The sequence below is a fragment of the Bradyrhizobium sp. LB13.1 genome, assembly GCF_054056815.1.
In genome coordinates this window covers 2525946-2549315 of record NZ_JBSRYQ010000001.1, presented here as the reverse complement: position 1 = coordinate 2549315, position 23370 = coordinate 2525946, and the positions used below count along the sequence as shown (strand labels likewise).

Here is a 23370-nt window from a genome sequence, read left to right as displayed (position 1 = left end):
TTCTCGGATTGTGCGCTCCATAGTCACGCCGTTGTCCTCAATATCGCTCGCAAATTCGACGAAGCGTCGGACGACGGCGCCAACGGTAAAGCGAGCGGCATCGGGCGCGAGCGTTACGGAGCTCTGGACGCAAAGCTATCTTTGCCTGGCGGCTGGAGCAGTCTACCACTCCCAGCTCGCCAAAAATTTTCAGGATCTTGGTTTTGCCGTCGGAGATATCGGCAAAAATGGAATCTGGGAAGTCGTCGGAATTGCTCCGCAGCTAAAATCCTATTTCTCGGCCCGTCGCGGTGAGATCGAGGGCGAACTTGAAGCCGCCGGTACCGATAGCGCCAGTGCTCCGGCGTTGGCCGCAGCAATCACCAAAGCGACCCGCAAGGCCAAACAGCAGCAACACCAAGACCGCGTCGCATTTTGGCAGCAATGCTCCCGCGACCTCGGCTTCGATCGCAAGGTCGTCATTGAATCCTGTTTTGCCGCAGGTCGCGAGCAGCATGCATGGCTTGAGAATGCTGATCGTGAACGCCTGATCCAGGCGCGCCTCGCGGCTATTCCCGATCGGCTTGCTGAGCATGAGAGCACCTTCGAACGCCGACACCTCTACGCCGCCGTAGCCGCAGCATTCGTCGGAACCGGCGACGGCGCGGAACGCGTCGAGAGGGAGGTCGACAACCTCGTCGCGACGAATGCGGTTATTACCCTCGATTATGACGTGTGGGGGCATCAGGTTTTCACCACCCCGGAAATCCTGCGCATCGAATCTGAAATCGGCGAGATGGCAGCTCGGCTTTCTAAGAAATCTCCAGCGCGCCATCCCCTGCAATCGTCGCCAAGTTGATCCGGAAGCATGGGCTCAACGAAGAACAAGCCGACGCCGTGCGCGCGGCGACCAGCGGTGCCCAGATCACGATTCTTGAGGGCGCCCCGGGCGCGGGCAAGACGACCGCCTTGGCGGCCATCACCGAGTCCTGGACTCACGGCGATGTCGATTACCGTGTGATCGGTGCCTCCACGGCGTGGAAGATTTCGCACGCTCTCCGCGATGAGCTGGCGATCGATGCCCGTGCAACGGACTCGTGGCGAGTGGGCGTCGAACACGGCGTTCCATTCCTCGCCAGGTACTGCGGCTCCCTCAGGCTCGCCGGGGGCCAACGCGCAGAATACCGCCCCTGCGGGCGGCATCGGCAAGCCGACGACCACGAACCAACAGGACAGCGACGCCAAAATCGATCAGGAGAACAAAAAGGCCGATAAGACGGTGGGGAAGATTTGCAAAAAATGCTGAGGATCTTTGCCTCGATGTTGATCGCAGCATTCGCTGCTGTTGAATCACTAAGGAAGGAGAAGAGCAAGCCGCACTACCCCGGGCCGCACCGGCAGTGGAGCAACCGACTACCGTAAAGTCTGCGCGCGACCAGCCGCGCGATCCAGAGCGTTAGAAAGAAGATCAAGAGTATCTGTCGACGTTGTTAGTCTTCGAACAATCGAGAGGCTGAGCAGGTCCGGCCGCATAGACGCGCTCGCTTCGCCGACCTGCTTTGCCAGCGCAGGATTGATGGTCATGCCTCCGTTGGTCGCCGTTTTCAGCGACATGGCGTCCTCACGGTTTGGCAAGCACGGCTGGCACGATCAGCGAAAGGCCGGCAAGCAGGATCAGTAGGAGCACCACTTTGCGGAACATCTCGTCGTCGATCCTTCCGTACAGCCTGAAGCCGCTCCAGAGGCCGACGAGCAGAAATGGCAGACCGAGCCCGTACAATTTGACGGTTTGCGTCGTGAAGGCACCGGTGACGCCCATTGAAATCGAGATCACCACAAAGGCCGCGAACAGCACCGGCTGAAACACCGCCCGTTGCTCGTCCCGCTTCCAGCCGCGCCACTGGCAGGAGATGGTCGAGACGACTCCGCCGAGTCCGGTCAGCCCGCCGACCAAGCCGTTGACGATGCCGATGCCGATATCAGGTGCTGCGCCGATCTTCATTGGCTTGAACGCCGGCCGCGCCAGGCTGTAGATCGCGTAAAGCATCAGCAGCACACCGGCCCCGAGCCTCAGATAGGCCGGGTTGATGTAGGTCAGCAGGAGCACGCCGATTGGGATGCCGATCGTCGTGCCGAGCGACAGCGGCCAGATGGCTTGCCAGTTCAGCGCCTGGCGCAGTTTGAGGATGCCATAACCCTGCGTGAGCAGGCCGTATCCCGCAATCAGTGCCGCGGTCTGGATCGGCGTGATGATGTGCAGCCATACGCCTGATACGACGAGCCCCATCGCGAATCCCGAAAACCCGCTGACGAAGCCGCCGGCAAAGGCGGCAAAACAAAAAAGAACCAGAAAAAGTCCATCCATTGGTCGCCCCCCCCAAAGCGGATTCTTCGTTGCCCCACCTATTTCGCTTCGCCGAAGGTGACTTGATCGAACAGCGTCACGCTGTCGGCCTTGGTCCACAGCCCGACCTTGCCGGCATCGACGAAGGTGGAATCTTCGACCTCGAACAGTTGCTTGCCATTGAACGACACGCGGAAGCGCGAGCCGCTGAAGTCGATGCGCAGACTGTGCCAGGTGTCGGCCGGAACCTTGACATCGGTTCCGTACCCTCCCTTGCGGCCGACGATGTCGAGCGGGCTTCGGACGCCGTTGACGGTCTTGTAGAGAACGACGTTGTCCTCGAGGGCATTGGCCCGGGTCACGTAGTAGTTGTTCGCGTCCTTTGCCCGCCAGACGATGCCGGCGGCGCGGTCCTGCGATCCCGCGACGGCCTTGAATTTGATCTCGACAAAGCCGTCCTTGATGCTGCTGTCGTTCTTCAGCAGCAGCGGGTACGTCGCGCGGCCGGATTGCTTGAGCACCTTCGATTTCGAAGGTGCCGTCTCGTCGCTTTCAACGGTCCATTTTGGATCGCCTGATCCTGTGAGGGTGGAGGTCCAGCCCTCGGGCGCGGCACCCGTCTGCGTGCTCTCGAAACTGATCGCATAGTTTGACATGGCACTCACTCCAGTGAGGAACAGCATGGCCGCGACAATGGCCCTGCGGCGTTGCACATGGGACATCGGTCGGCTCCCGCGATATCGAACGGACAGATTCGGGTCACTCAAAGAGCTTCACCGGGCCCTTTATTGCCTTCCAGGCATAATGTCCGCCCGCCATGTAGCGGGCATCGAATCCGGCCTTGCGCAGCGCCGAGGCCGTCTGACAGCCGATGTGGAAGCCGTAGACGCAGAACGTGACGACGGGTTCGGTCTTCGATAGGGTGCCGATCCAGTCGTCGAGACGTTCGGGATCGCGCCATACGGCGCCATCCATGATGTCCTGAGCCTTCGTTGTGTAGTGCTTGGGGCGCGTATCGATGATCTGAACCGGCGTCCCCAACTTCATCATCTCCCGGACTTCCTCGGCGGAAATCGACGGCACGTCGCCAAACTCCTTTTGCTCGAGCGGCCGCGGAGGCGAGACCTTGATGGCATCCTCGTAGCGCTGCTTTACGGCGGGCCAATCGATGTTGCGCATGAAGGCAGCGATGTAGGCGCCGGCGTTCGCGCCGAATTCCAGGTGGAAGGCGTGCTCGTACATATCGAGGGCCAGTATCGGGAGGCCGCCAGCGATGCTTTGACTGTGTTCCGAAGCGATCTGATTGATGAGCCGTCCGTCGCGCGGAACGTAGGTCAGCAGCACCCAGCCCGAGCCGCCGGCCAGTGCGGACGCAATGCCGACGAACTCCTGGCGCCAGCGATCGACCGATCCAAAATCCTTTGCGATGGCGCTTGCGAGGTCGTCCGGCACGACGCGTCCGTCGCCGCCGAGGCTGGCAAAATACAATTCGTGCAGAAGCGTCGAGTTGAGCGCGACAATCTCGTCCCGTTTCAGCCGGGCGAGGGTCGGGTTGGGAGCGTCACCGAGCTCGAGGCGCTCGATCTCCTCGGAGATGGTATTCAAGCGATTGAGGGCACCGCCGTAGTTGTTTTCGTAGTGGCTTTCGATGAGGCGTGCGGAGATCCCGTTCAACGTCCAGGGGCGGCAATGAAGCGGTGCGAGTTGGTAGCGCATCGTAATTCTCCTTTGGTCGTCTGGTTTTCCAGTTAATGGAGGGCTGAGACTTCGAGAGCTTCGAACAGGGTCATGCTATCGGCATGGGTCCACAAGCCGACCCTCCCAGGTGGGTCCGGAAACCTTCTGTCGATCGCGACAGAAAGCTCCTTGCCGTCGAAAAACACCGTGAGGCGGTCCTCGTTCGCCGCGATACCAAGCGTATGCCGCCCTTCGCCCGACACGTCGACGTCCATGCTTCCGATCATCTCTCGCCGTCCGCCGGCGACGCGATACAGGGTGACGCTATTCTCAATCGCGTCGGCGCGTACGGCGTAGTGGTCGTCGGGCGATCTGTACCGGATGAACAGGCCGGCCGCCTGGTCGACCTTGCCGGGGACGGTCAGGAAGCGCGTCGACACGTAGACGTCGCGCCCAGAGAAGGGACGGTAGAGGGCGAACGCCAGACGGTTATCGTTGGACTCGGGGCCGATCCGCGCCAACCCTCGACCGGCGTCGTTATCAATGACCGACCATTTGCTCGGCCTGCCCTCGCCTAATGCAATAAAATCAAAGTCGTCGAGCCGTGCTGCCGTATCGAACGTGACGGCATCGGCCGAACTGCGCGATGCCATCGGTCCGCACGCACACAAGAGCATGCAGATCGGCAGCAGGTAGGGGAAATTGCGCGCCTTCACGGCTTTGCGCCGCTGATGGGGGGCGTTACCGGCTCGGAGTGCTGTTCGACACCTGCAACCCCCATCGCGCGCAGCGCAATCAGGAACCCATCGCCTACTTCCGCCTCATCTCGGTAATAGACGGCGACCGAATGCCCGTCGCGGGGGTCGTTTCGGCAGGGCTCGGGCGGCGGATCAATATCTGCAGCAGTCCGCAGGGAAGCAGACCGCAAAAGGAAATCGCTGGGAGGAACGGGTGGGCCGTTTTGGTCCATGTGTGCAAATTCCTCGACAAGTCGAGTGCTGCACAGTTCTTGGACCGAGGCCTCAAGGGGAGACTGCATTTCCCCTGAGCACGTCATAGTTCAGCAAATCGACAAATGCAACAGCATCTCGTCATGCGCGGGGCCGCAAGCGTACCGCTATCATCGAAATGGCGCGAGCTTCGGGAGCACAAATGCGAACATCTCACGCAGTTCGCGGCGGCGTGCCAGCCCTACGTGCCCGCGTCGCCTCGGACATGAAACTGGGTGCTGGCGACGATCGTGAGCCTTCTGGAGAAGACGCTCACCCATGGCGCAACGGGCTCCTTGCCTCGTCGGTCATGGGGATGCTCCTGTTTTGAGTGAAGGTTGCGAACCCCTCATCTCAAGACAGGACGCCCCGTCGCGCTATCCTCTCAGCCGCGCTGCCAGCGTAGTGCCCTACCGCGCGAGCGGTTTAGTCCCATGGCCCATCAGCGAACTGACGGCGCACATTTTTGAGGTCCGCTCATGGCGGACTCGATTTGCTCTGCTTGGGTTTTCCGCGTGTTGACCCCAAGCGGACGTTGAGGCGCGAACCAACGAAGAAGTAGGGCGGGCAACAGCCGTTTCTAGCGTCGTTGACCGCACTTGATCAAAGGGCGCCGAATGAGCCGTTTCGAAGGAGTTGCATTGCTGGCAAAATACAGCGCTGGCTGTGTTCATCGGTTCAGAGGACATCTAACCCTATCAGCGCCCCGCCCTCGGCCTCTATCGGTGATGAGAACGCCAGCTTGCGCTCCCGCTGAACCGCCCCGGGTTTGCCCGAGGCTCCAACTTCTGAGAGGATGAGCCATGACAAGCAAGACGACGAACAAGTTTTCACCCGAGGTCCGGGCCCGAGCGGTTCGGATGGTTCTGGATCACGCCGGCAAGCACCCTTCGCGCTGGGCGGCGGCCCGGCTTGTCGAGGATCGCCAGCGGGACGTTTGCTTTACCGATATCATGAAAGATGGCGGCAGAGTACAGCCGCTCAAGATCGGTTTTCCTCAAGCCCAGGCTTAGCCCAAAGTCGATTGCTACCCCGGTAACGAGGAGGCAGTGCTGATAGGTCCCCTCGTGGTGTCGCCGCACGGTCGCGAGCCGTTCAGTGAGGCCGCGCTCCGCGATGCGATCGGCGATTTTGCTCCCAGCTTCTCTCGTCCCGATCACATCTATCGGCTCGCCCAAGGACACCGCAGAAAATATTGATCCAATAGCAGTAGCGGCGACCTCAATCGCATGGTCTCTCCGCGGCTCGCCAGTTAACAAGGCGCTTTCAGCGTTTGCAGGATTTGCCAAAGCAGCAAACAGTTTGGCCTGATTTACGATGCCTGGCAGCGCGAGCGTGGCTCCTAGAGCATAGGCCTGCGAGATGCAAGCGTGAGACGGCCGTTCGACCAGGAATATGCGCTTGGGGATATTGGTTAGACGAGCACTTCTCTTCTTGAGAGCCGCGATGTTCTCGACGAGGCGTAGGTTGGCGCAGACGACGACGGCGTGAGGCATGTAAGAAAGCTTCGAGTCGACATCCAGCCATTCCGCCGCTATGCGAAATCTTCGGTCAAGTACGCGACAAAGATCAGACAACTTGGCTGCACTGTCAGCCAGAACATGTACAAGCATAATGGCCGCCTCCGTTGAGCGGCTTTCTCGCGCGGGTTCATACCCAGAATGATCCTTGATCCTCAGGAGGCTCGTTCAACCACACCAGCGCCTCGCGCAATTCCAGGAAGAAGACTCGCTCTTCCATGGTTGATGATGAACCTGCGCCGGACAGATAGAGAATGAAGCCTCCACTCTGGTCATGAAGCAGAGCTTCTTTGGCCTCACAAACTGCAAGAGAGGGGACATCGATGAAGGAGATCGTTCGCGACGAGACTAGCTGCATCTTTGATTTTTGGTCATCTAAGGTCTTGACCGACAACATTCGCCTCATTGCGCAGGAGCGAGATGATTATTGTTTCCCGGGCGCTCTTTTTTCTTCGTCTTTTCAGTGACGAATCTGATGCCTACGTGCGCCCCGTTGACCCAAACCAACTCGCATCGGCGAAATGCCAGGCCGGTGGACGATAGAAGCAGGAAAAATTCCTGTGCCTTGAGTGCGTCGATAGAGCCTTCTACCTCAAGCTTGGCGCCGATTTCAGAAGCATCGAGGAGGATGCAACTCCGTCGCCATGTGCCATCGACCCCGATGATGTTGACCATGTGCTTGCGTTCAAACTGAACGCGGGTCGCCTTTCGATTGTTCCACCTCATGGCGAGTCCTCGAACTAACGGTGGCGAGTTTAAGTAGTCATTTCCCGAAACCTATAGCTGCATCTCGCAACGCGCAGTCTCAAGGAGCTGACCAATCTTCGCGGATTGGGCCAGTAACTGTTCTTTCTGGTCAGTCCATTCGGGGTCTGGCCGACGGTCAATCGGATGCACATATTTGCGAGATCGAGCATGAAGATGGCGAGGCGCAGATCGTCGGTGGTTTGAATTTGAAGAGATTCCACTCTCGACAGCAGCGCAGCAATGTTGGGCAGAATGACAGATGTTTCCTGGAGCGAACGATCCGGTTCGGGTCTCCGTTCATCAGGTCGAGGAAATCTCAGGACCTTAGACATTGAGTGCCCCAATAGCTGTCGTTGTCGCTCCCCTCGTCGGAAGCGATGGAAAGGAATGGCAAAACTAAATTAGAACTCGACGGAGCAGCCTAATTAGACCGCGCAACTTCATACGTGAGCCCGACCAGAAAGAGCCGAGTCGGTTGAAACAGATGCAATCTGAAGCCGAAATTCTTAACAAACGTTGTACGTCGGACGCGGTTCGCTTTTTTATTGAGCATTGGTGCACGCTCGATCGGCGGGCGCGCTGCGCCATCATCAAGAGCGAGCAGGGGCGTGGGCGTCAGGCCTCGCCGGATTCGGAGAAGCTCGATGCAGGCGGCGTCGCGCGCCACGCACCGGCGCACCCGTCGGCCCTATAAAACCAGGGCTCGCATGCCGTCCAAGCTCGACCCGCATATTGCTGCAATCGAGGGCTGGCTCGCGACGCAACCGCAGCTAACTGCACTCGCCATCGTCGGCCGGCTGAGCGAGAAACACCCCCGAGCAGTTCGGGACGAGACAGCATTCGATCGTGCAGCGTCTGCTGAGGGCGCTTAGACGGAAGACGGCCGAGCAGTTGGTCGCGGAGGAGCCGCTCGGCGAGGCCACCACCGCTGCCCCATTGCCCGGGGTTGTGGACGGCTCGGGCTATGTAGGGCCCGACCCGCCCACAGCCCCTCTCGTCGAGCAAGCCAGAACAGCCACTTGGCGCGGCCGATCAGTCGAGGTCGCATCGACCAGTCCAATGGGGCCATCAGGGTAACATTCGCTGATGCGGCAATACGCGGGGTCAAATTTTGAACGCCGATTGACAGGCTGGCCTCATATCGTCTCGTACGAAAGCCGCTCTGGCAGCAGCGAAGGAGCGTGGCAAGCGTTTGCAGGTCATAGAGGCGTTAGCCTGTCGAAGCAGTCCCAGGCAGCGGGACGTGCGGCCCAGAGCCACCGGGCTCAACAGCGGGCCATCGACCTTGGTCCGTTGTCACAGCTCAACGCTGAGGGCATCACGTCGGCGAGTGGGTTGGCGCGGGCGCTGACTGAACGCGGCATCCCAACCGCCCGAGGGAGCCTGAAGTGCACAGCTCTGCAGGTTCTTCGCGTTACGTCGCGGGCGGGTGCCGATTGAGGGAGCTGCGGCAAGATGGCCTGTCCGTCCCAATCAGTGTTTTTGCTCGGGATCATAACGAAGACGGGGAGAACTCCGCCGTTCTACCTGAAGAACCCTTGCGCGGGTTCCGTTGATCCTTACGTGTAGGAGGGATGACGGAGGGGCTATGCCGCCTGAAAAGATCGCCGAGCTTCGAGTGAAGCAACTGGAGATGATCCAGAACCTCGTAACGCGCATGGCCGGGTATGGCGCCTCGTTCAAGAGTTACTGCATCACGGTCTGTACGGCCGTCTTGGGGTTCGCTTTCACCTTGCATCGTCCCTCCGTTGCCGCATTGGCTCTTCTTCCGCTGATCACGTTCGCGCTTCTCGATGCCCAGTATCTGCGCGTTGAGCGCCGCTTTCGGGGTCTGTTCGATGTGGTCCGGCAAGAAGGTGGGAAGCCATCCCCACCTTCGACGTAAGTCTCCAGAGAGCGCCTGCCGTGGCGTTCCGCAGCACCCTGTTGAGTTGGTCCATCATCAGCTTCTACTCGCCGCTCGCTGTTGGTGTGTTGATCGCGGTGGTAGGAGCGAGATTGGCCTATGGCGGATAATTCCTTGTATCCATTCGGCGGTTTGTTGGGCCGCGGTGCACTCTCGACCGACACTCCATCGACGCCAGAGTTGAGCCCCTTGGCTCGTGCGCTGGTAGATGCGTCACGGGCGCGGTCAGTTCTGCCTGTGAGCCCGTACCCGCTGAGCGGCGCGTTATCTGATCTGTTTGCCCCTCTTAAGCCGGCACTGCCCGTTAGCAACCCTTCGCTTAATGGCGCGGCGCTCGACCTGTTCGGGCCATCGGCTACCCGCAGCCCACTTGCCGGAGCAGTTGCAGACCTCTTTCCGCCCAAGCCGACGACGCAGAGCATCGCTCCGTCGGTGAAACGAAAGGCGTTCTTCTCGTTCCACTACGAAGACAGCATGCGCGTCAACGTCGTGCGCAACGCATGGAAGATCAGCCATCTCGACAGCGGGACCATGCGCAGCTTTCAAGACAGCAGTTTGTGGGAAGCGAAGAAGATCACCAACGATGACGCCATCAAGTCGTTGATCAGGGCGGGCGTTTGTTTCACTTCCGCCGTTTGCGTGCTGGTCGGACCGGAGACGTGGTGGCGACGCTGGGTCAGGTACGAGATCGCAAGGGCGGTTGTTGACGGACGAGGGCTGCTGGCCGTTCATCTCAACAGTATTCGACATCACAAGACACTCACACCGCACACTCGCGGTCGAAACCCCTTGGACTACATGGGCGTAGGGAAGCTGCAGCCGGAGGCGTCGAAGCTGGTTCGCTACTATCTCTACGAGAAGAACGCTGTGTCGGACGGGGCCGGTGGGTATCGCTGGGAGTGGCAGCGGTATGGCGATTACACCCAAGCAGTTGACATGCCCGAATGGGTCACCGAGCCCGCAGTCGGCTATGTGAGGCCACTCTCGGAGAATGCCGACGAGTACGACTACATGGCCTCTGACCACCGGAACATCGGCGCTTGGCTCGACCGAGCAGCGAAAAGAGCTGGCCGATAGTGGGACACCTTGGGGGCCACTTTGGGGGACACCATTCCTGTCGCCATGTCTAATAGATTGAAAAGACAGGGTGAATTAGGTTGTGGCAGGAGTGGCGGAGAGAGTGGGACTCCCTTCCCCGATGCCGCAAACGCGCGAAAACCGCCGAAAAGCAAGGACTCCGATTAAGGCCGGTGGGATTTTGTGACCACCGCGGTGTACCACCGATTCGGCTCTTCGGACCGTCAACCTGAGACGATTTGGAGGCGTTTGAGGAGCACCCTACGGCCGAGTTCAGTCGGCTGTTCTTCGGGCCCTCGGCGATGATGGCCTCAAGGAGTGCTCCGTAACCCTGCCGTTCGCCGCAACTCTCCCGCTCTACGGCCCGGTGCTAGGTTGGGATCGAACCACAAACGGAAGGATGCGACCGATGGCGAACGTGAACGCCCCGTGTCGCTCCATTCTGGTCGCGGCCGTCGCCGCCACCGCCGGGGGCGTCGCCCACGACGGCCGCCCGCGGCCAAGTCGGCAAACTTCAGGCCGACCTGCAGTCCTGCAGTGTGAGCGACGATTCCGACCGCGCGTGAAGATCAAGAACTGCAGCGAACTGATAGAGCAACAGCGCATGAAGTACGCCGACCTGCATCTCGTGGACCGCGGCTGCATCTATCGATCGTTGAAGCAGTACGACAAGGCGATCGCCGATCACGATGAGCTCATCAGGCAGGATCCGAGCTATGCCCGGACTACCGCAATCGCGGATTGGCAAAGCAGGCCACGCCGACCGCCTGGCGCGGGGCCAACACTCTGAAAGCCGACGAGTTCGCCAAGGCGTCCTATCGGAGGACGCGCCCGTTGTTATGCGTGTATCGCAATTGAATCGGAGTTTTCCATAGCGCGATTGCTGTCGGATCTGGTTCTGGCGGTAGCGGCGGCGACGCCCGCGATCTCCTAAGCAAGGATGAAGTTCTGGTCGTGCAGCGTGCCCGTGTAGTTGGTCAGGTGGACCTCGATGTCGTGCGAATCCATCAGACCGTCGCCGTTGACGTCGATCTGGAGGTTCGCGGTGCTTCCGGCGACGTCGATCCGGGCCTCCGAATGCGCCGACCCACTGAAGGCCGCCGTATCCACGAAATGGATCGGGCCGGTGAAGCCGTTCGGACCCGTCATGTTCGCGAAAGTGAAGCTGTCGTTCGCGGCATCGAAGTTGACGATGGTGTCGCCGCTGCCGGTCTGCGAGTCGGCGGCACCGGCAAAGCGGAAGCTGTCGGCTCCAGCGCCGGCGACCAGGCTGTCCTGACCGAGACCGCCGGTCACGGTCGTCGCGCCGGACGACGTGTTGGCGACCGTGATGAAGTCGCTGCCGTTGCTGCCGTTGACCGTCTCCGCCCCGATCACAGTGGCGCCGAAGGTCTGGCCCGCGAAGTTGATCGTGTCGTTGCCGCCGTCCATGTCGAAGACCGTCGCGAACGACGACTGGGTGATGGTCAGGGTGTCGTCGCCCGAAGAGCCGTTCAGATGGTCGATGTTGAACAGGCCGTCGAGCGAGTTCGTTCCCGCGGCCAGGTTGACGGTGTTGGTGCCGGGCCCGAGGTCGATCGACAGTCCCGTGACATCGGTCAGCAGCGTCAGGGTGTCGTCGGAGGCGGGGCCCGAGAAGTCGCTGCCGCTGACGTTTTCGACACCTGCCAATGCCACCGAATTGGCGCCGTTGCCCAGGCTGACGTGGTCGCCTCCGCCGCCGCCGAGGTCGATCGAGACGCCGGTCAGGTCGTTGTTGAAGGTCACGAAATTGTCGAGCGCATTGCCGACGACGTGCTGCACGTTCAGGGCAGTCATGGTGAAGCCGCCGCCGCCGAAATTCAGCGTGTTGTCGCCGCCGCCGAGGTCGACGATGGGGTTGTTGTCCGGCGTGAAGATGCCGTCGGTGATCGTCAACACGTCGTCGAAGCCCGTGCCGTTGACATGCTCGACGTTGAACAGGTCGACGAACGAGTTGCTGCCGGCGGCCAGGTTCAGGGTGTTGTTGCCCTGGGCCAGATTGACGTTCATGCCTCCGGTGGCGTTGTTGAGCAGCGTCAGGGTGTCGTCGATCGCGGCTCCCGAGAAGTCGTTGGTGGTGAGGATTTCGACGTTCGCGACGGAGAGCGAGTTGGCGCCGCCGGCCAGCGTCAGGTTGTCATTGCCGCCGCCGAGATCGACCGAGAGGCCGGCCGCGTTGGCCACGAGGTTGACGTTGTCGTTGCCTGTCGTTCCTGTGACGTGTTCCACATTCGCGAGGTTCAGCTGGTAGAAGTTCGGAGACGCGAGGCTCACGGTGTCGTTGCCGCCGTCACCGAGATCGATCAGGTGGCCGAAACCGTTGTTGCTGCCGACCGCGAGGAAGTCGTCCGCGCCGGTTCCGGTGATCGCGCCTGCACCGAGATTGAAGGCGGAGATGTCGACCGGGTTGAGCGAGGTGCCGGAGCTCAGGAGATAGGTTCCGTCGCTGAACTGGAGAACCTCTACGTTGGTCAACGTGTCGGTGCCGTCCCGCGCGGCCCCCTGGGCGTCTGCGACCGTCGTGACGCCGGTGATGCCGTTGGTCGTGACCGTGTACTGGCCACGGCTGCCGGTGAAGGACACCATGTCGGTGCCTGCGCCGCCGTCGAGGGTGTCGTTGCCGCCCTGCCCCGTGAGGGTGTCGCTGCCGACGCCGCCGGAGAGCGTGTCGACGCCCGCCCCGCCGAACAGGAGGTCGTTGCCCGAGCCGCCGGTTAGGACGTCGGCGAAGTTCGACCCCTGGACCGAGTTGACGCCGCCCAGGATGCTGTCGACGCCGATCCCGGCGCCGTCCGATGCGGCGATGCTGTGGGCGTTTCCGGAAGACAAGTCGACCGAAACGCCTGACGCGGCCTGGGTGTAGGCGATCCGGGTGTTGCCGTTGCCGGTGATAAGGTCGTTGCCGCCGAGCCCCTCGAAGAGGTTGAAGGTTCCGCTGTTGAAGGCGCCGACGCCGCCGACGAAGCCGGACGCATCGTAGGTATCCGCGAGCTGGCTGCCGGTGGCGCTGTTGACCCCGGTGAAGCTGTCAGTGCCGACGGAGACGTCGCCCGTCGCGGTACCGGCCGCCAGATGGATGGTCACGCCGGCGGCGGCGCTGCTGTAGATCATCCGGGTATTGCCGTTGCCGGTGACGGCGTCGTTGCCGCCGATGCCCTCGAACTGGTTGAAGGTGCCGTTGTTGCCGATGTTGAGGGCCGCCCCGGTGCCGAAGGTGGAGGCGTCGTAAACGTCGTTGAAATTGGTGCCCTGGATGGCTTCGATCGAGCGCAGCGTGTCGTTGCCGACCGAGGCGTCGCCGGTCGCGGTGCCGGCGCCCATGTTGACCGTCACCGGCCCGGTCGAGAAGTAGATGTTGTTGTAGGTCGCAAGGTCGAAGCCGCCGCGGCCGTCGATGGTGTCGTTACCGCCGAGGCCCGCGAAGGTCTCGGTGCTCGCGGTGCTGTTGCTGCCGAAGATCGTGTCGTCGAACATCGAGGCCTGGATGGCGTTGACGCCGCTGAAGGTGTCGCTGCCGGTCGATAGGTCGCCGGAGTCGGTGCCGGCCGCGATGTCCACGGTCACGCCGCCGGTGGCGTTGACGAATGCGAGCCTGGTGTTGCCGTTGCCGGTGATGCTGTCGTTGCCGCCCATCCCGTTGAATTCGTTGAAGGTGCCGTTGGAGCCCGGGTTGACGCCGCCGCCATTGAAGCCGACCGCATTGAAGCTGTCGGCCAAATTGGTGCCGCGGACGGATTCGACGGAGATCAGGGTATCCGATCCGATCGTGAAATCGCCGGTGTTCTGCCGGTCCCCGACGACGGTGCCGGCAAGGAGGTTCACGGTGATGCCCGAATTGGTCGCCGGATCGAGTGCGTAGTCGGCGCGATCGAAGCCGCCGCGGCCGTTGATGGTGTCGTTGCCTGCGCGGCCGTCGAAGATCTCGACGGTGCCGTTGGCGTTGTTGGTGCCGAGCAGGGTGTCGCCGAACTGGGAGCCGATCACGGTCGAGAAGCCGGAACCGACCAGGGTGTCGGTGCCGATGTTCGCCGCGTCGCCCACGGCCGTGCCATGGGCATTGCCGGCCGCGAGATCGACCGTGACGCCGGCCGCCGCGCGCCGATGTAGGAGACGCGCGTGAGCAAGGCGCCCTGGCTGTTGACGTCGCTGACGATGGTGTCGTCGCCGCCGCGGCCCTCGATCTCGTTGAGGCCGAACGGATTCCCGGCGATGCCGCTGTCGCCCACGAAGCCGGCGGTGTTGATGGTGTCGGCAAAATCGCTGCCGACGATGGATTCGACGTTGATCAGGGTGTCCGAGCCCGAGCCGCCGGTCACGGTGCCTGCCGCGAGATTGACCGCGATGCCGGACGTCGCATCGGTGTAGACCGCGCGGTCGAAGCCCTGGCCGCCGTCCAGGATGTCGTTGCCGCCGAGGCCCTGCAGCCTGTCGTTGCCGTCGAGTCCCTGGATGGTATCGTCGCCGGCGGTGCCGCCGAGCGTATCGGCGGCCGCGGTGCCGACCACCAGGGCTCCCGCGGCGACGGCGACCGCCATCGATTTGTCGAACGTCAGCCCGGCGCTGTCGGTGGCGCGGACCGTCACGTGCTGCGTTCCGGCCATCAGCGCGCCGTGGACGACGATGTTGCCGCCGCTGATCGCGAACTGGCCGGCGTCATCGTCCACCAGGGTGAAGGTCGCGATGTCGCCCGCATCCGGATCGGTGGCCGACAATGCACCGACCACGGTGCCGACTGCGGCTCCCTGCGGAACGGCGGAGTTCGACAACGCGATTTCGGTCGGGGCCTCGTTGACGTTGGTGGTGGCAATGGTGAGGACGGTCTCGTGCGTGAGGCCGCCGGCATCGGTCGCCCGCACCGTGACCTGGTGGGAGGTGGCTTGTTCGAAGTCGAGGGCTGCGGTGGTCACGATCTGGCCGTTGGACACGGCGAACAGGTTGCCCGGGTTGGCTACGAGCGTGAAGGTGGCGGTATCGCCGGCGTCGGGATCCAGCGCGGACAGGGCGCCGACGACGGTGCCGGCGGGGGTGTTTTCCGCGACCGAGGAATTGGACAGCAGGACCGCCGTCGGCACCTCGTCGACATTGGTGGTGGCGATGACGAAGGTCCGGTCGATCGTGAGGCCGCCGGCGTCGGTGGCGCGCACCGTGACCTGATGCGATGCCGCCTGCTCGAAGTCGAGCGGCGCCGTGGCGACGACCTGGTTGGCGACCAGGGCGAACAGGCCGCCGGCGTCGTCGAGAAGCGTATAGCTTGCGGTGTCCGTCGCGTCCGGATCGACGGTGGACAGGTTGCCGACCACGCTGTAGGGGGCGCCGTTTTCCGAGATCGAGGAATTCGACAAGGCGACTGCGGTAGGCGTCTCGTTGACGTTGGTGGTGGTGACGACGAAGTTCTTTTCGAACGTCGCCCCCGAATGGTCCGTGACCTGTACAGTGATCTGGTGGGATATCGCCTGCTCGAAGTCGAGCGGAGCGGTGGTGACGACGGCGCCGTTCGAAATCGCGAACAGGCCGCCGGCGTCGTTGGTGAGGACGTAGCTTGCGGTGTCGCCCGCGTCGGCATCGACGTCCGACAGCAGCCCGATCACCGCTCCGGCCGGCGCGTTTTCCGGCACGATCCCTACGCCGAACATCGAGATGTCGGTCGGGACGTGGTTCGGAGTGATCACGGCGAAATTGGCGTCGCTGAGGGTGCCGGAAAGGCCGTTCAGGTTGATGACGAGGTCGGTCGCACCGATGCTGCCGTCGCCGTCGACGTCGATCTGCAGCTGGGACTGTCCACCGGAATTGACGAGAATGGCCTCGGCATGCGGCGCGGCCGGCGACCCGCCGAGCATGCCGGAACCGTTGAAGTGCACGGAGCCGGCTAGGCCCGCGACGCCGTCGAGCAGGAAGGTGTCGTGCGCAGCGTCGAAGTTCGTGACCGTGTCCGGAGCGTAGGCCGGCGAGGAATCGGTGGCGTCGGTGTAGCGGATGACGTCGTTGCCGGCGCCCGCCGTGATGAAGTCGGAGCTGCCGCCGCCAGTGACGGTGGCTCCGACGGTGCCCGTGACGGCGATGATGTCGGTGAAGACTCCGCCGTTGACGTGTTCGACGTTGGCGACCGTGACGCCGCCGTTGAAGCCGGTGAGGTTCAGGGTGTCGTCGCCGGCGCCGAGGTCGATGGTGTCGCCGCCCGCATCGTTGAGCATCGTGAGCGCGTCGTTCGAGGCGCTGCCCTGGATGTGCTGGACGTTGTAGGCGGTGATCGAGTTGGTCCCGGCGGCCAACTTCAGGGTGTTGTCGCCCTGCTGCAGGTTGATGATCACGCCCGAGACGTCGTTCAGCAGCGTCAAGGTGTCGTCCGAAGCCGGCGCGGTGCCGCCGAAGAAGTCTGCCGAGCCGACGCTCGAGACGTGGCTCAGCGCCAGCGTGTTGGCGCCGGAGGCGATCTGCAGCCCCGAATTTCCGGTGCCGAGATCCACGGTCAACCCGTTCTGGCCATTGGTCAGGGTGTAGAACGCGTCGGGCTGTCCGGTGACGACGAGGTGCTCGACGCCGTGGAGCGCGAGGCTGCCGTACTGCGACCCGAGGGAAAGCGTGTCGTTGCCGGCGCCGAGGTCGACCGACATGTCGTTGTTGGGGGTGTAGAGGCCGCTCGTGACCGTCAGGGTGTCGTCCGAGGCGGTGCCGTTGATCGTGTCGGTACCGAAGATGTTGGTGAACGAATTGACGCCGGCGGCGAGGTTGAGCGTGTTGTTGCCGTTGGCGAGATTGACCGACAGGCCGCTGACGCCGTTGAGCAGGGTCAGGGTGTCGTTGGAGACGCTGCCGGCCGCGAAATCGCTGGCGGTGAGGATCTCGACATTGGTCGCACTGAGCGTGTTCGAACCGTTGGCGAGGCTGATGCTGTCGTTGCCGCCGCCCATGTCGATCGAGAGTCCGTTGGCGACGGATGCAAGGGTGACGGAATCACCGCCGCTGGTTCCAATGAGGTTCTCGACGCCGACGAGACTGAGTCCGTAGCCGCCGGTCACTCCGAGCATGACCGTGTCGTGGGTACCTGCTCCGAGATCGATCTGGTGGCCCGAAAGCCCCTGGTTGATCTTGACGAAGTCATCGGCCGAACCGGTCACCGAGACGAGGGGGTTTACGGCCGCATTGAAGAAGAGCCGTCCGTCGGAAAGGTCGACGGGCGCCGCCTGGGTTCCAGAAGCCACCAGGACGTTGGCGTTGGTGAATTGCAGCGCTTCGACGTTCGTGAGCGTATCGGTGCCGTCGCGGCCGCCGACCGTGTCCGTGACCGTCACCTGGCCTGCGCCGTTGATCGATACGGTGTACTGGCCGCGGGCACCCGAGAAAATCGCCACGTCGCCGCCTGCGCCGCCGTTGATGGCGTCGTTGCCGCCGCCGCCGACGAACATGTTGCTGTTCGCATCGCCAATCAGGGTGTCGGCGAAGGCCGATCCCGTCGCGCTGAACACGCCGGTGAAGGTGTCGGTGCCGACATTGGCGATGTCGCCCGCAGCGGTGCCATGGGCCGTTCCCAGCGACAGGTCCACGGTGACGGCGGCAGCGGCGCTGCCGTAGATGACGCGGGTATTGCCGTTGCCGCTGATGGTGTCGTTGCCGCCGACGCCTTCGAACTGGTTGAAGGTGCCGTTGTTGCCGCTGTTCAAGGCTCCCGCTACGCCGTAGCCGACCGCATTGTAGGCATCGCCGTAGCCCGTGCCCTGGACGCCCTCGATCGACCGCAGCGTGTCGTTGCCGATAGAGGCGTCCCCCTTGGCGGTGCCGTCCGCCATGTTGACCGTCACCCCACCCGTCACGAAGTAGCTGTTGTTGTAGCTGGCGACGTCGAAGCCGGCCCTGCCGTCGATGAAATCGTCGCCGCCATTGCCGGTAAAGGTGTTGTTGGCGGCGTCGCCTCGCATGGTGTCGGCGAAGTTCGAGCCCTGCACGGCGTTGACGCCCGTGAAGGTATCGGTTCCGACCGAGGCGTCGCCCGAGGCGGAGCCGGCCTGGAGCTCGACGGTCACGCCAGCAGTCGCGTTGTTGAAGCTGATGCGGGTGTTGCCGTTTCCGATAATGGTATCGTTGCCGCCGTTGCCGGTGAACTCGTTGAAGGTACCGTTGGAGCCGATGTTGGAGCCCACCGTTCCGAAGCCAGCGGCATCGTAGGTGTCGGCGAAGTTGGTGCCGCGGACCGCCTCGACGGACAGGAGGGTGTCGTTGCCGATCGTGGCGTCTCCCGCAACCGTGCCGGCCGCCAGGTGGACGACGATGCCGGAAGTGGTGGCCGGATCGGTGTTGTAGTCGGCGCGGTCGAAGCCGCCGCGTCCGTTGATGAGGTCGTCGCCGGCCATGCCCGCGAACACCTCGACGCTGCCGTTGGGGTTGGCACTGCCCAGCAGGGTATCGTTGTGGCTTGAACCCCATGCGCCGTTGATGCCGGCGATGCCGAAAGTGTCGTGTCCGACCGAAGCGTCTCCGTCGGCGGTACCCGCCTGGACGTCGACGGTGACGCCCGTCGTGGCGCCGACATACGAAATGCGCGTCAGCGCGACCCCGAGCGCGTTCACGGTGCCGGTGATGACGTCGTCGCCGGCCCCTCCCTCGAACTCGTTGAAGCCAACCGGGCTGCCGGCCACGCCGGAATCGCCGGTGAAGCCCGCGGCGTTGTAGGTGTCGGCGAATGCGCTGCCGACGATGCCTTCGACGTTGGAGAGCACGTCGCTGTCGACGCCGGCGCCCGAGGCCTTGCCGTCGGCCATGTTGATGGTCACGCCCGCGGTCGCATCCGAATAGACCGCGCGGTCGAAGCCCTGGCCGCCGTCGATGCGGTCGTTGCCGGCGTTGCCGGTCAGGCGGTCGTTGCCGGCGCCGCCGAGCAGCACGTCGGCGCCGTCGCCGCCGGAGATCCGGTCGTTGCCTTCACGGCCGTCGATGGTGTCGATGTCTGCCGTTCCGGTCAGGACGTCGCTGCCCGAGGTGCCGAACACCGGGGCGAGGACGGCGACCTGGGCGGCATCGACGTGGGCCTGAAGGTCATCGACATAGAAGGCAGTCACCGCGCCGGTCTGAGCGGTATCCTTGAAGTCGGTGATGGCGCCCAGCGAGGCCGCCGCATCGCCTTGCGCGACCTGGCCGGCCTGCGCGATGGCGGTGACGTCGCCGGCATTCTGGATGATGGTGTTCGAGGCGGAGACGACGGAGACCACCGTCGACAGCGCGTCGTGGCTGACGCCGGAGGCGCTCGCGATGGTCTCGAGGGCGCCGCCGTCCGCGGTGTCGCTCAGATCCACCGGGTTGTTGCCGGCCGCAGTGATGGCGTTGGCGATCGCGCTGAACACGGCCTCCTGGGATCCGCCCACCGCGGAAATCTGGGCAACCGTGCTCTGGACCTGAACCCCCGCGGATAGCACCGCCGTCGCGTCAGCTTTTCCGGAGACGGCGTCCGGCACCGGATCGAAGGTGGTGAGGTCGATCTTGGTCGTATCGATGCCGAAGGCGGCGGCGACCTGCGCGGTCGCCTGGGCCGTGGTCACGTCGCCGACCGCGAGGGCGGTGATCAAAGTGGTCAGCGGGGTGACCACGGTGGAGCCGTCCGGCGCCTTCAGGGTGCCGGTGAAGGCAAGCCCCGTGGAGACGTCGATGCCCCCGGTCATGATCAGGGTGCCGTGGGCATTGTGGAGCGTGAAGCTGCCGTCGGCATTGGTGGTCGCCGAGGCTTCGTTGGCATCGAAGATTCCGTTGCCGTTGGCGTCGGCGAACACGAAGGCGCCGGCGATGTAGCCGTCGACCGCGCGCTGGGTGACCGCATGCTCGCCTCCCGTGACCTCGACGGTCATGGGTGCGCCGGCGGTCATCTGGTGGCCGCCTTCGATCGAGGCGACCGATACGTGCAGCGTCAGCGTCCCGGCCTGGGCGTCCGGCCCCGGAACGAGCGCCAGATCCGAGAGCGTGTCGGGATGGGACGGCACTTCCCAATGTCCGTCGCCGGCGCCGTCGAGCACGAAGGTGCCGTGATTGAGCGTGTAGGTGTCCGGAACCCCGGTGACGACGACGATGCCGAGGGTCCCGGTCTCGATGGTGTGGGCATCGACGTGAAGCGCAATCCGGGCGTCGTCGGCGTGTCCCGCGGCGGTCCCGACGTTCAGCACCGGCGCGTCCTGGGTGCCGTGAATGGTGAAGGAAACCGGCTTGGTGATGCCGTCGATCGAGGAAACCGTGAAGGTCTCGATCTTGACTTCGCCTGCGGCGAGACCCTGCACCAGCGCATTGTCCACCGTGTAGGTGTAGTGCCCGTCGGCCGTGATGGTCAGATGGCCGAGCGTGCCAGAGCCTGCGGTCACCACGGTGCTGAACAGCGACTGGCCGGCGTCCGCGTCGGTCGCGGTCATCTGGCCCGAGACCGACAAGGTCGGGGCGCTGTCCTCGGTGACGTCGTGGAACGCCGGGTCGCTGATGACAGCGGCGTCGTTGGTGCCGTGGACGTCGAACGACACGGTCTTGGGAGTGCCGTCGAGCGAATGGACGGTGAAGGTGTCGATGTGGGTCTGGCCTGCGCCCAGCGACTGGGTCGCGGTGTTGGCGACCGAGTAGGTGTAGGTGCCGTCCGCGGCGAATGAGAGCGTACCGAGATTGTTCGGGCCGGCGACCGATCCCTCCTGGAATGACGACTGGTTCTGGTCGGCATCGGTGACGATCAGCTTGCCCGTCGCGGACAGCGTCGCGCCAGCGGAATCTTCGGTGACGGTATGGACCACCGGATCCCCGATGACGGCGGCGTCGTTGGCACCCTTGATCGTGAAGGAGACGACCTTGGTCGTGCCGTCGACCGACTTGATGGCGAAGGTGTCGACCTTGGTGTCGCCGAGCCCGAGATACTGGACCGCGCTGTTCGCCACCGAATAGGTGTAGCTGCCGTCGCTCTGCAGAACGAGGCTGCCGAGATTGGTCGCGCCGGGCGTGAAGGCGGTCTGCAGCGCGGCCTGGCCGGCGTCCGGATCGGTGACAAGGATCGTGCCGGCCACCGTCAGCGTGGCACCGCCGACGTCCTCGGTCACCGTGGTGTTGTTCGGATCCCCGATCACGGCCGGAGTGTTGGCGCCGCCGCCGCCGTGGATCGTGAACGAGATCTGCTTCTGGGTGCCGTCGAGCGAGGTGACCGTGAAGGTCTCGAGCTTGACGTCGGCCGCTCCGAGAGACTGCACGGCGGAATTGACGACGGAATAGGTGTAGGAGCCGTCGGCCGCGATCGAGAGATGGCCGAGATTGCTCGGGGCCGAGCCGACGGTGGTCTTGAACGTGGCCTGGTTCTGATCGGCGTCGGTAACCGAGAGGATGCCGGAGGCGGTCAGCGTCACCGGGGAGCCGTTCTTGGTCACGTCGTGCTGGGCGGGCGTGCCGATCACCGCGGCATCGTTGGTGCCGTGGATCGTGAACGAGATCTGCTTCTGGGTGCCGTCGGACGAGGTGACGGTGAAGATCTCGGTCTTGACGTCGTTGGCCCCGAGGTACTGCACGGCGCTGTCGGCCACGGTGTAGGAATAGGCGCCGTTGGCGGCGATGCTCAGGTGGCCGAGGGTGCCGGTCGCCGCAGCGACGGCGACGGTCTGGAACGAGGACTGGTTCTGGTCGGCGTCGGCGATCGAAAGCACGCCCGTAGCGGTCAGGTTGCCGGCCGCCGAGACCCCCACGTCCTCGGTGACGTCGTGGACGACGGGCGCGCCGATGACCGCCGCGTCGTTGGTGCCGTGGATGGTGAAGGTGACCTGCTTCTGGGTGCCGTCGAGCGCCGTCAGGGTGAAGGTGTCGACCTTGGTGTCGCCGACGCCGAGATATTGCACGGCGCTGTCCAGCGCGGCGTAGACATAGGTGCCATTGCTGCCCATGACGAGCACGCCGAGATTGCCGTTGCCGGCCTGGATCGTCGGCTGGAACGCGGATTCGCCCTGGTCGACGTCGACGATCGAAACCGTCCCGGTGGCGTACAGGATCGGATTGGTGGCGTCCTCGGTGACATCGTGGACGGTCGGCGTTCCGATCACGGCCGCATCGTTGATGCCATGGATGGTGAAGGAGACCTGCTTGCTCGTGCCGTCGAGCGAGGTGACCGTGAAGGTGTCGACCTTGGTGTCGCCCGCGCCGAGATATTGCGTGGCAGAGTTGGGCACCGAATAGGTGTAGGTCCCGTTGGCGGCGAGCACGAGTCCGCCGAGATTGCCCGAGGCCGAGGTCACGGTGGTCCTGAAGGCGGCCTGGCCCTGGTCGGCGTCGGTGATCGAGATCGATCCCGTGACGGAGAGATTCGGAGCGGTGGCATCCTCGGCGACGTCGCGCTGGGTCGGCACCCCGATCACCGCTGCGTCGTTGGTGCCGTGGACGTTGAACGAAAGCTGCTTCTGGGTGCCGTCGAGGGACGTGACCGTGAAGGTGTCGGTCTTGACCTGACCTGCGCCGAGGTACTGCGCGGCGCCGTTGGCGACCGAATAGGTGTAGCTGCCGTTGCTCTGCAGGACGAGCGTGCCGAGGTTTCCGGAGGCCGATGCGACCGTCGTCTTGAACGCAGCCTGGTTCTGGTCGGCGTCCGAGATCGAGATCGAACCCGAAGCCTTCAGAACGGGGCTGGTGGCGTCTTCGGTGACGTCCACCGCGTTCGGGGTGCCGATGACTGCCGCGTCGTTGACGCCGACGATAGTGAAGGCGACTTGCTTCTGGGTGCCGTCCAGGGAAGTGATCGTGAAGGTTTCGACCTTGGTCTCGCCGGCCCCGAGGTACTGCACCTTGCTGTCGGCGACCGAGTAGACGTAGGCGCCGTTGGCGGCGATGGAGAGCGTTCCGAGGTTGCCGGAAGCCGCGACGACCGCGGTCTTGAAGGCCGCTTGTCCGGCGTTCGCGTCCGAGATCGAGATCGTCCCCTGCGCGGTGAGCGTCTGCAGGCTGGTATCCTCGACAACAACGTGAACCGTGGGCGCACCGACGACGGCTGGTGAATTAGGCATAGCAATTCCCCCCGAAAAGAGCTTGGTCGACTGATCATAGGCAGGCTGTGCCGGATAGGCCGTAGCGACCAAAATTGGTTGATCCGGGCTTCCCCCAGACTTAATTCGCGACGCAACTGGATAG

The 23370-nt window shown here is 63.4% G+C and carries 15 protein-coding genes and 1 pseudogene; 6 read left to right on the top strand and 10 right to left on the bottom strand.

Annotated elements, in window-relative coordinates:
- Window positions 1–10: 10 nt before the first annotated feature.
- Both ACVWYI_RS12060 and ACVWYI_RS12055 read left to right on the top strand, forming a co-directional pair.
- Window positions 11–838, top strand: coding sequence for a relaxase domain-containing protein (locus ACVWYI_RS12060; RefSeq protein WP_456662106.1), 828 nt, complete (start codon window positions 11–13; stop codon window positions 836–838).
- On the top strand, window positions 835–1254 hold the full coding sequence (locus ACVWYI_RS12055) for an AAA family ATPase (protein ID WP_456662105.1): 420 nt from the start codon (window positions 835–837) through the stop codon (window positions 1252–1254). The genes ACVWYI_RS12060 and ACVWYI_RS12055 overlap by 4 nt, the downstream gene beginning before the upstream one ends.
- Window positions 1255–1392: 138 nt before the next feature.
- Here ACVWYI_RS12055 and ACVWYI_RS12050 read toward each other — a convergent pair whose 3' ends face one another.
- The 8 genes and pseudogenes from ACVWYI_RS12050 to ACVWYI_RS12015 form a co-directional block, all read right to left on the bottom strand.
- Complete coding sequence (locus tag ACVWYI_RS12050) at window positions 1393–1593, bottom strand: hypothetical protein (protein WP_456662104.1); 201 nt, start codon at window positions 1591–1593, stop codon at window positions 1393–1395.
- 7 nt (window positions 1594–1600) lie between these two features.
- Window positions 1601–2344, bottom strand: coding sequence for a TSUP family transporter (locus tag ACVWYI_RS12045; RefSeq protein WP_456662103.1), 744 nt, complete (start codon window positions 2342–2344; stop codon window positions 1601–1603).
- 38 nt (window positions 2345–2382) lie between these two features.
- Window positions 2383–2979, bottom strand: a complete 597-nt coding sequence (locus ACVWYI_RS12040) for a family 16 glycoside hydrolase (RefSeq protein WP_456662102.1) — start codon at window positions 2977–2979, stop codon at window positions 2383–2385.
- A 103-nt stretch (window positions 2980–3082) separates the two neighbouring features.
- Window positions 3083–4039: a Fe-Mn family superoxide dismutase gene (locus ACVWYI_RS12035; protein WP_456662101.1), complete on the bottom strand. Its 957-nt coding sequence runs from the start codon at window positions 4037–4039 to the stop codon at window positions 3083–3085.
- A gap of 32 nt (window positions 4040–4071) precedes the next feature.
- Window positions 4072–4716, bottom strand: coding sequence for a hypothetical protein (locus ACVWYI_RS12030; RefSeq protein ID WP_456662100.1), 645 nt, complete (start codon window positions 4714–4716; stop codon window positions 4072–4074).
- A 1217-nt stretch (window positions 4717–5933) separates the two neighbouring features.
- Window positions 5934–6485: pseudogene (locus tag ACVWYI_RS12025) on the bottom strand (hypothetical protein); the annotation flags it as partial.
- 154 nt (window positions 6486–6639) lie between these two features.
- Window positions 6640–6906, bottom strand: coding sequence for a hypothetical protein (locus tag ACVWYI_RS12020; protein ID WP_354049421.1), 267 nt, complete (start codon window positions 6904–6906; stop codon window positions 6640–6642).
- Between the two features lie 5 nt (window positions 6907–6911).
- Window positions 6912–7235: a PilZ domain-containing protein gene (locus ACVWYI_RS12015; protein WP_247349526.1), complete on the bottom strand. Its 324-nt coding sequence runs from the start codon at window positions 7233–7235 to the stop codon at window positions 6912–6914.
- A 496-nt stretch (window positions 7236–7731) separates the two neighbouring features.
- On the opposite strand from ACVWYI_RS12015, the gene ACVWYI_RS12010 reads away from it, so the two are divergent.
- The 4 genes from ACVWYI_RS12010 (at window position 7732) to ACVWYI_RS11995 (ending at window position 11029) form a co-directional block, all read left to right on the top strand.
- A complete protein-coding gene (locus tag ACVWYI_RS12010; RefSeq protein WP_456662099.1) occupies window positions 7732–7950 on the top strand; it encodes a hypothetical protein in 219 nt (72 codons plus the stop codon).
- An 894-nt stretch (window positions 7951–8844) separates the two neighbouring features.
- Window positions 8845–9141: a hypothetical protein gene (locus ACVWYI_RS12005; RefSeq protein ID WP_456662098.1), complete on the top strand. Its 297-nt coding sequence runs from the start codon at window positions 8845–8847 to the stop codon at window positions 9139–9141.
- A 120-nt stretch (window positions 9142–9261) separates the two neighbouring features.
- Complete coding sequence (locus ACVWYI_RS12000) at window positions 9262–10239, top strand: TIR domain-containing protein (RefSeq protein ID WP_456662097.1); 978 nt, start codon at window positions 9262–9264, stop codon at window positions 10237–10239.
- A gap of 409 nt (window positions 10240–10648) precedes the next feature.
- Window positions 10649–11029 (top strand): hypothetical protein, encoded by a 381-nt coding sequence (locus ACVWYI_RS11995; RefSeq protein WP_456662096.1) that lies wholly within the window; start codon window positions 10649–10651, stop codon window positions 11027–11029.
- Between the two features lie 140 nt (window positions 11030–11169).
- Here the strand turns inward: ACVWYI_RS11995 and ACVWYI_RS11990 are convergent, their stop codons facing one another.
- Both ACVWYI_RS11990 and ACVWYI_RS11985 read right to left on the bottom strand, forming a co-directional pair.
- Window positions 11170–14301, bottom strand: coding sequence for a beta strand repeat-containing protein (locus ACVWYI_RS11990; RefSeq protein WP_456662095.1), 3132 nt, complete (start codon window positions 14299–14301; stop codon window positions 11170–11172).
- Window positions 14241–23246: a beta strand repeat-containing protein gene (locus ACVWYI_RS11985; RefSeq protein ID WP_456662094.1), complete on the bottom strand. Its 9006-nt coding sequence runs from the start codon at window positions 23244–23246 to the stop codon at window positions 14241–14243. The genes ACVWYI_RS11990 and ACVWYI_RS11985 overlap by 61 nt, the downstream gene beginning before the upstream one ends.
- Between the last annotated feature and the right edge of the window lie 124 nt (window positions 23247–23370).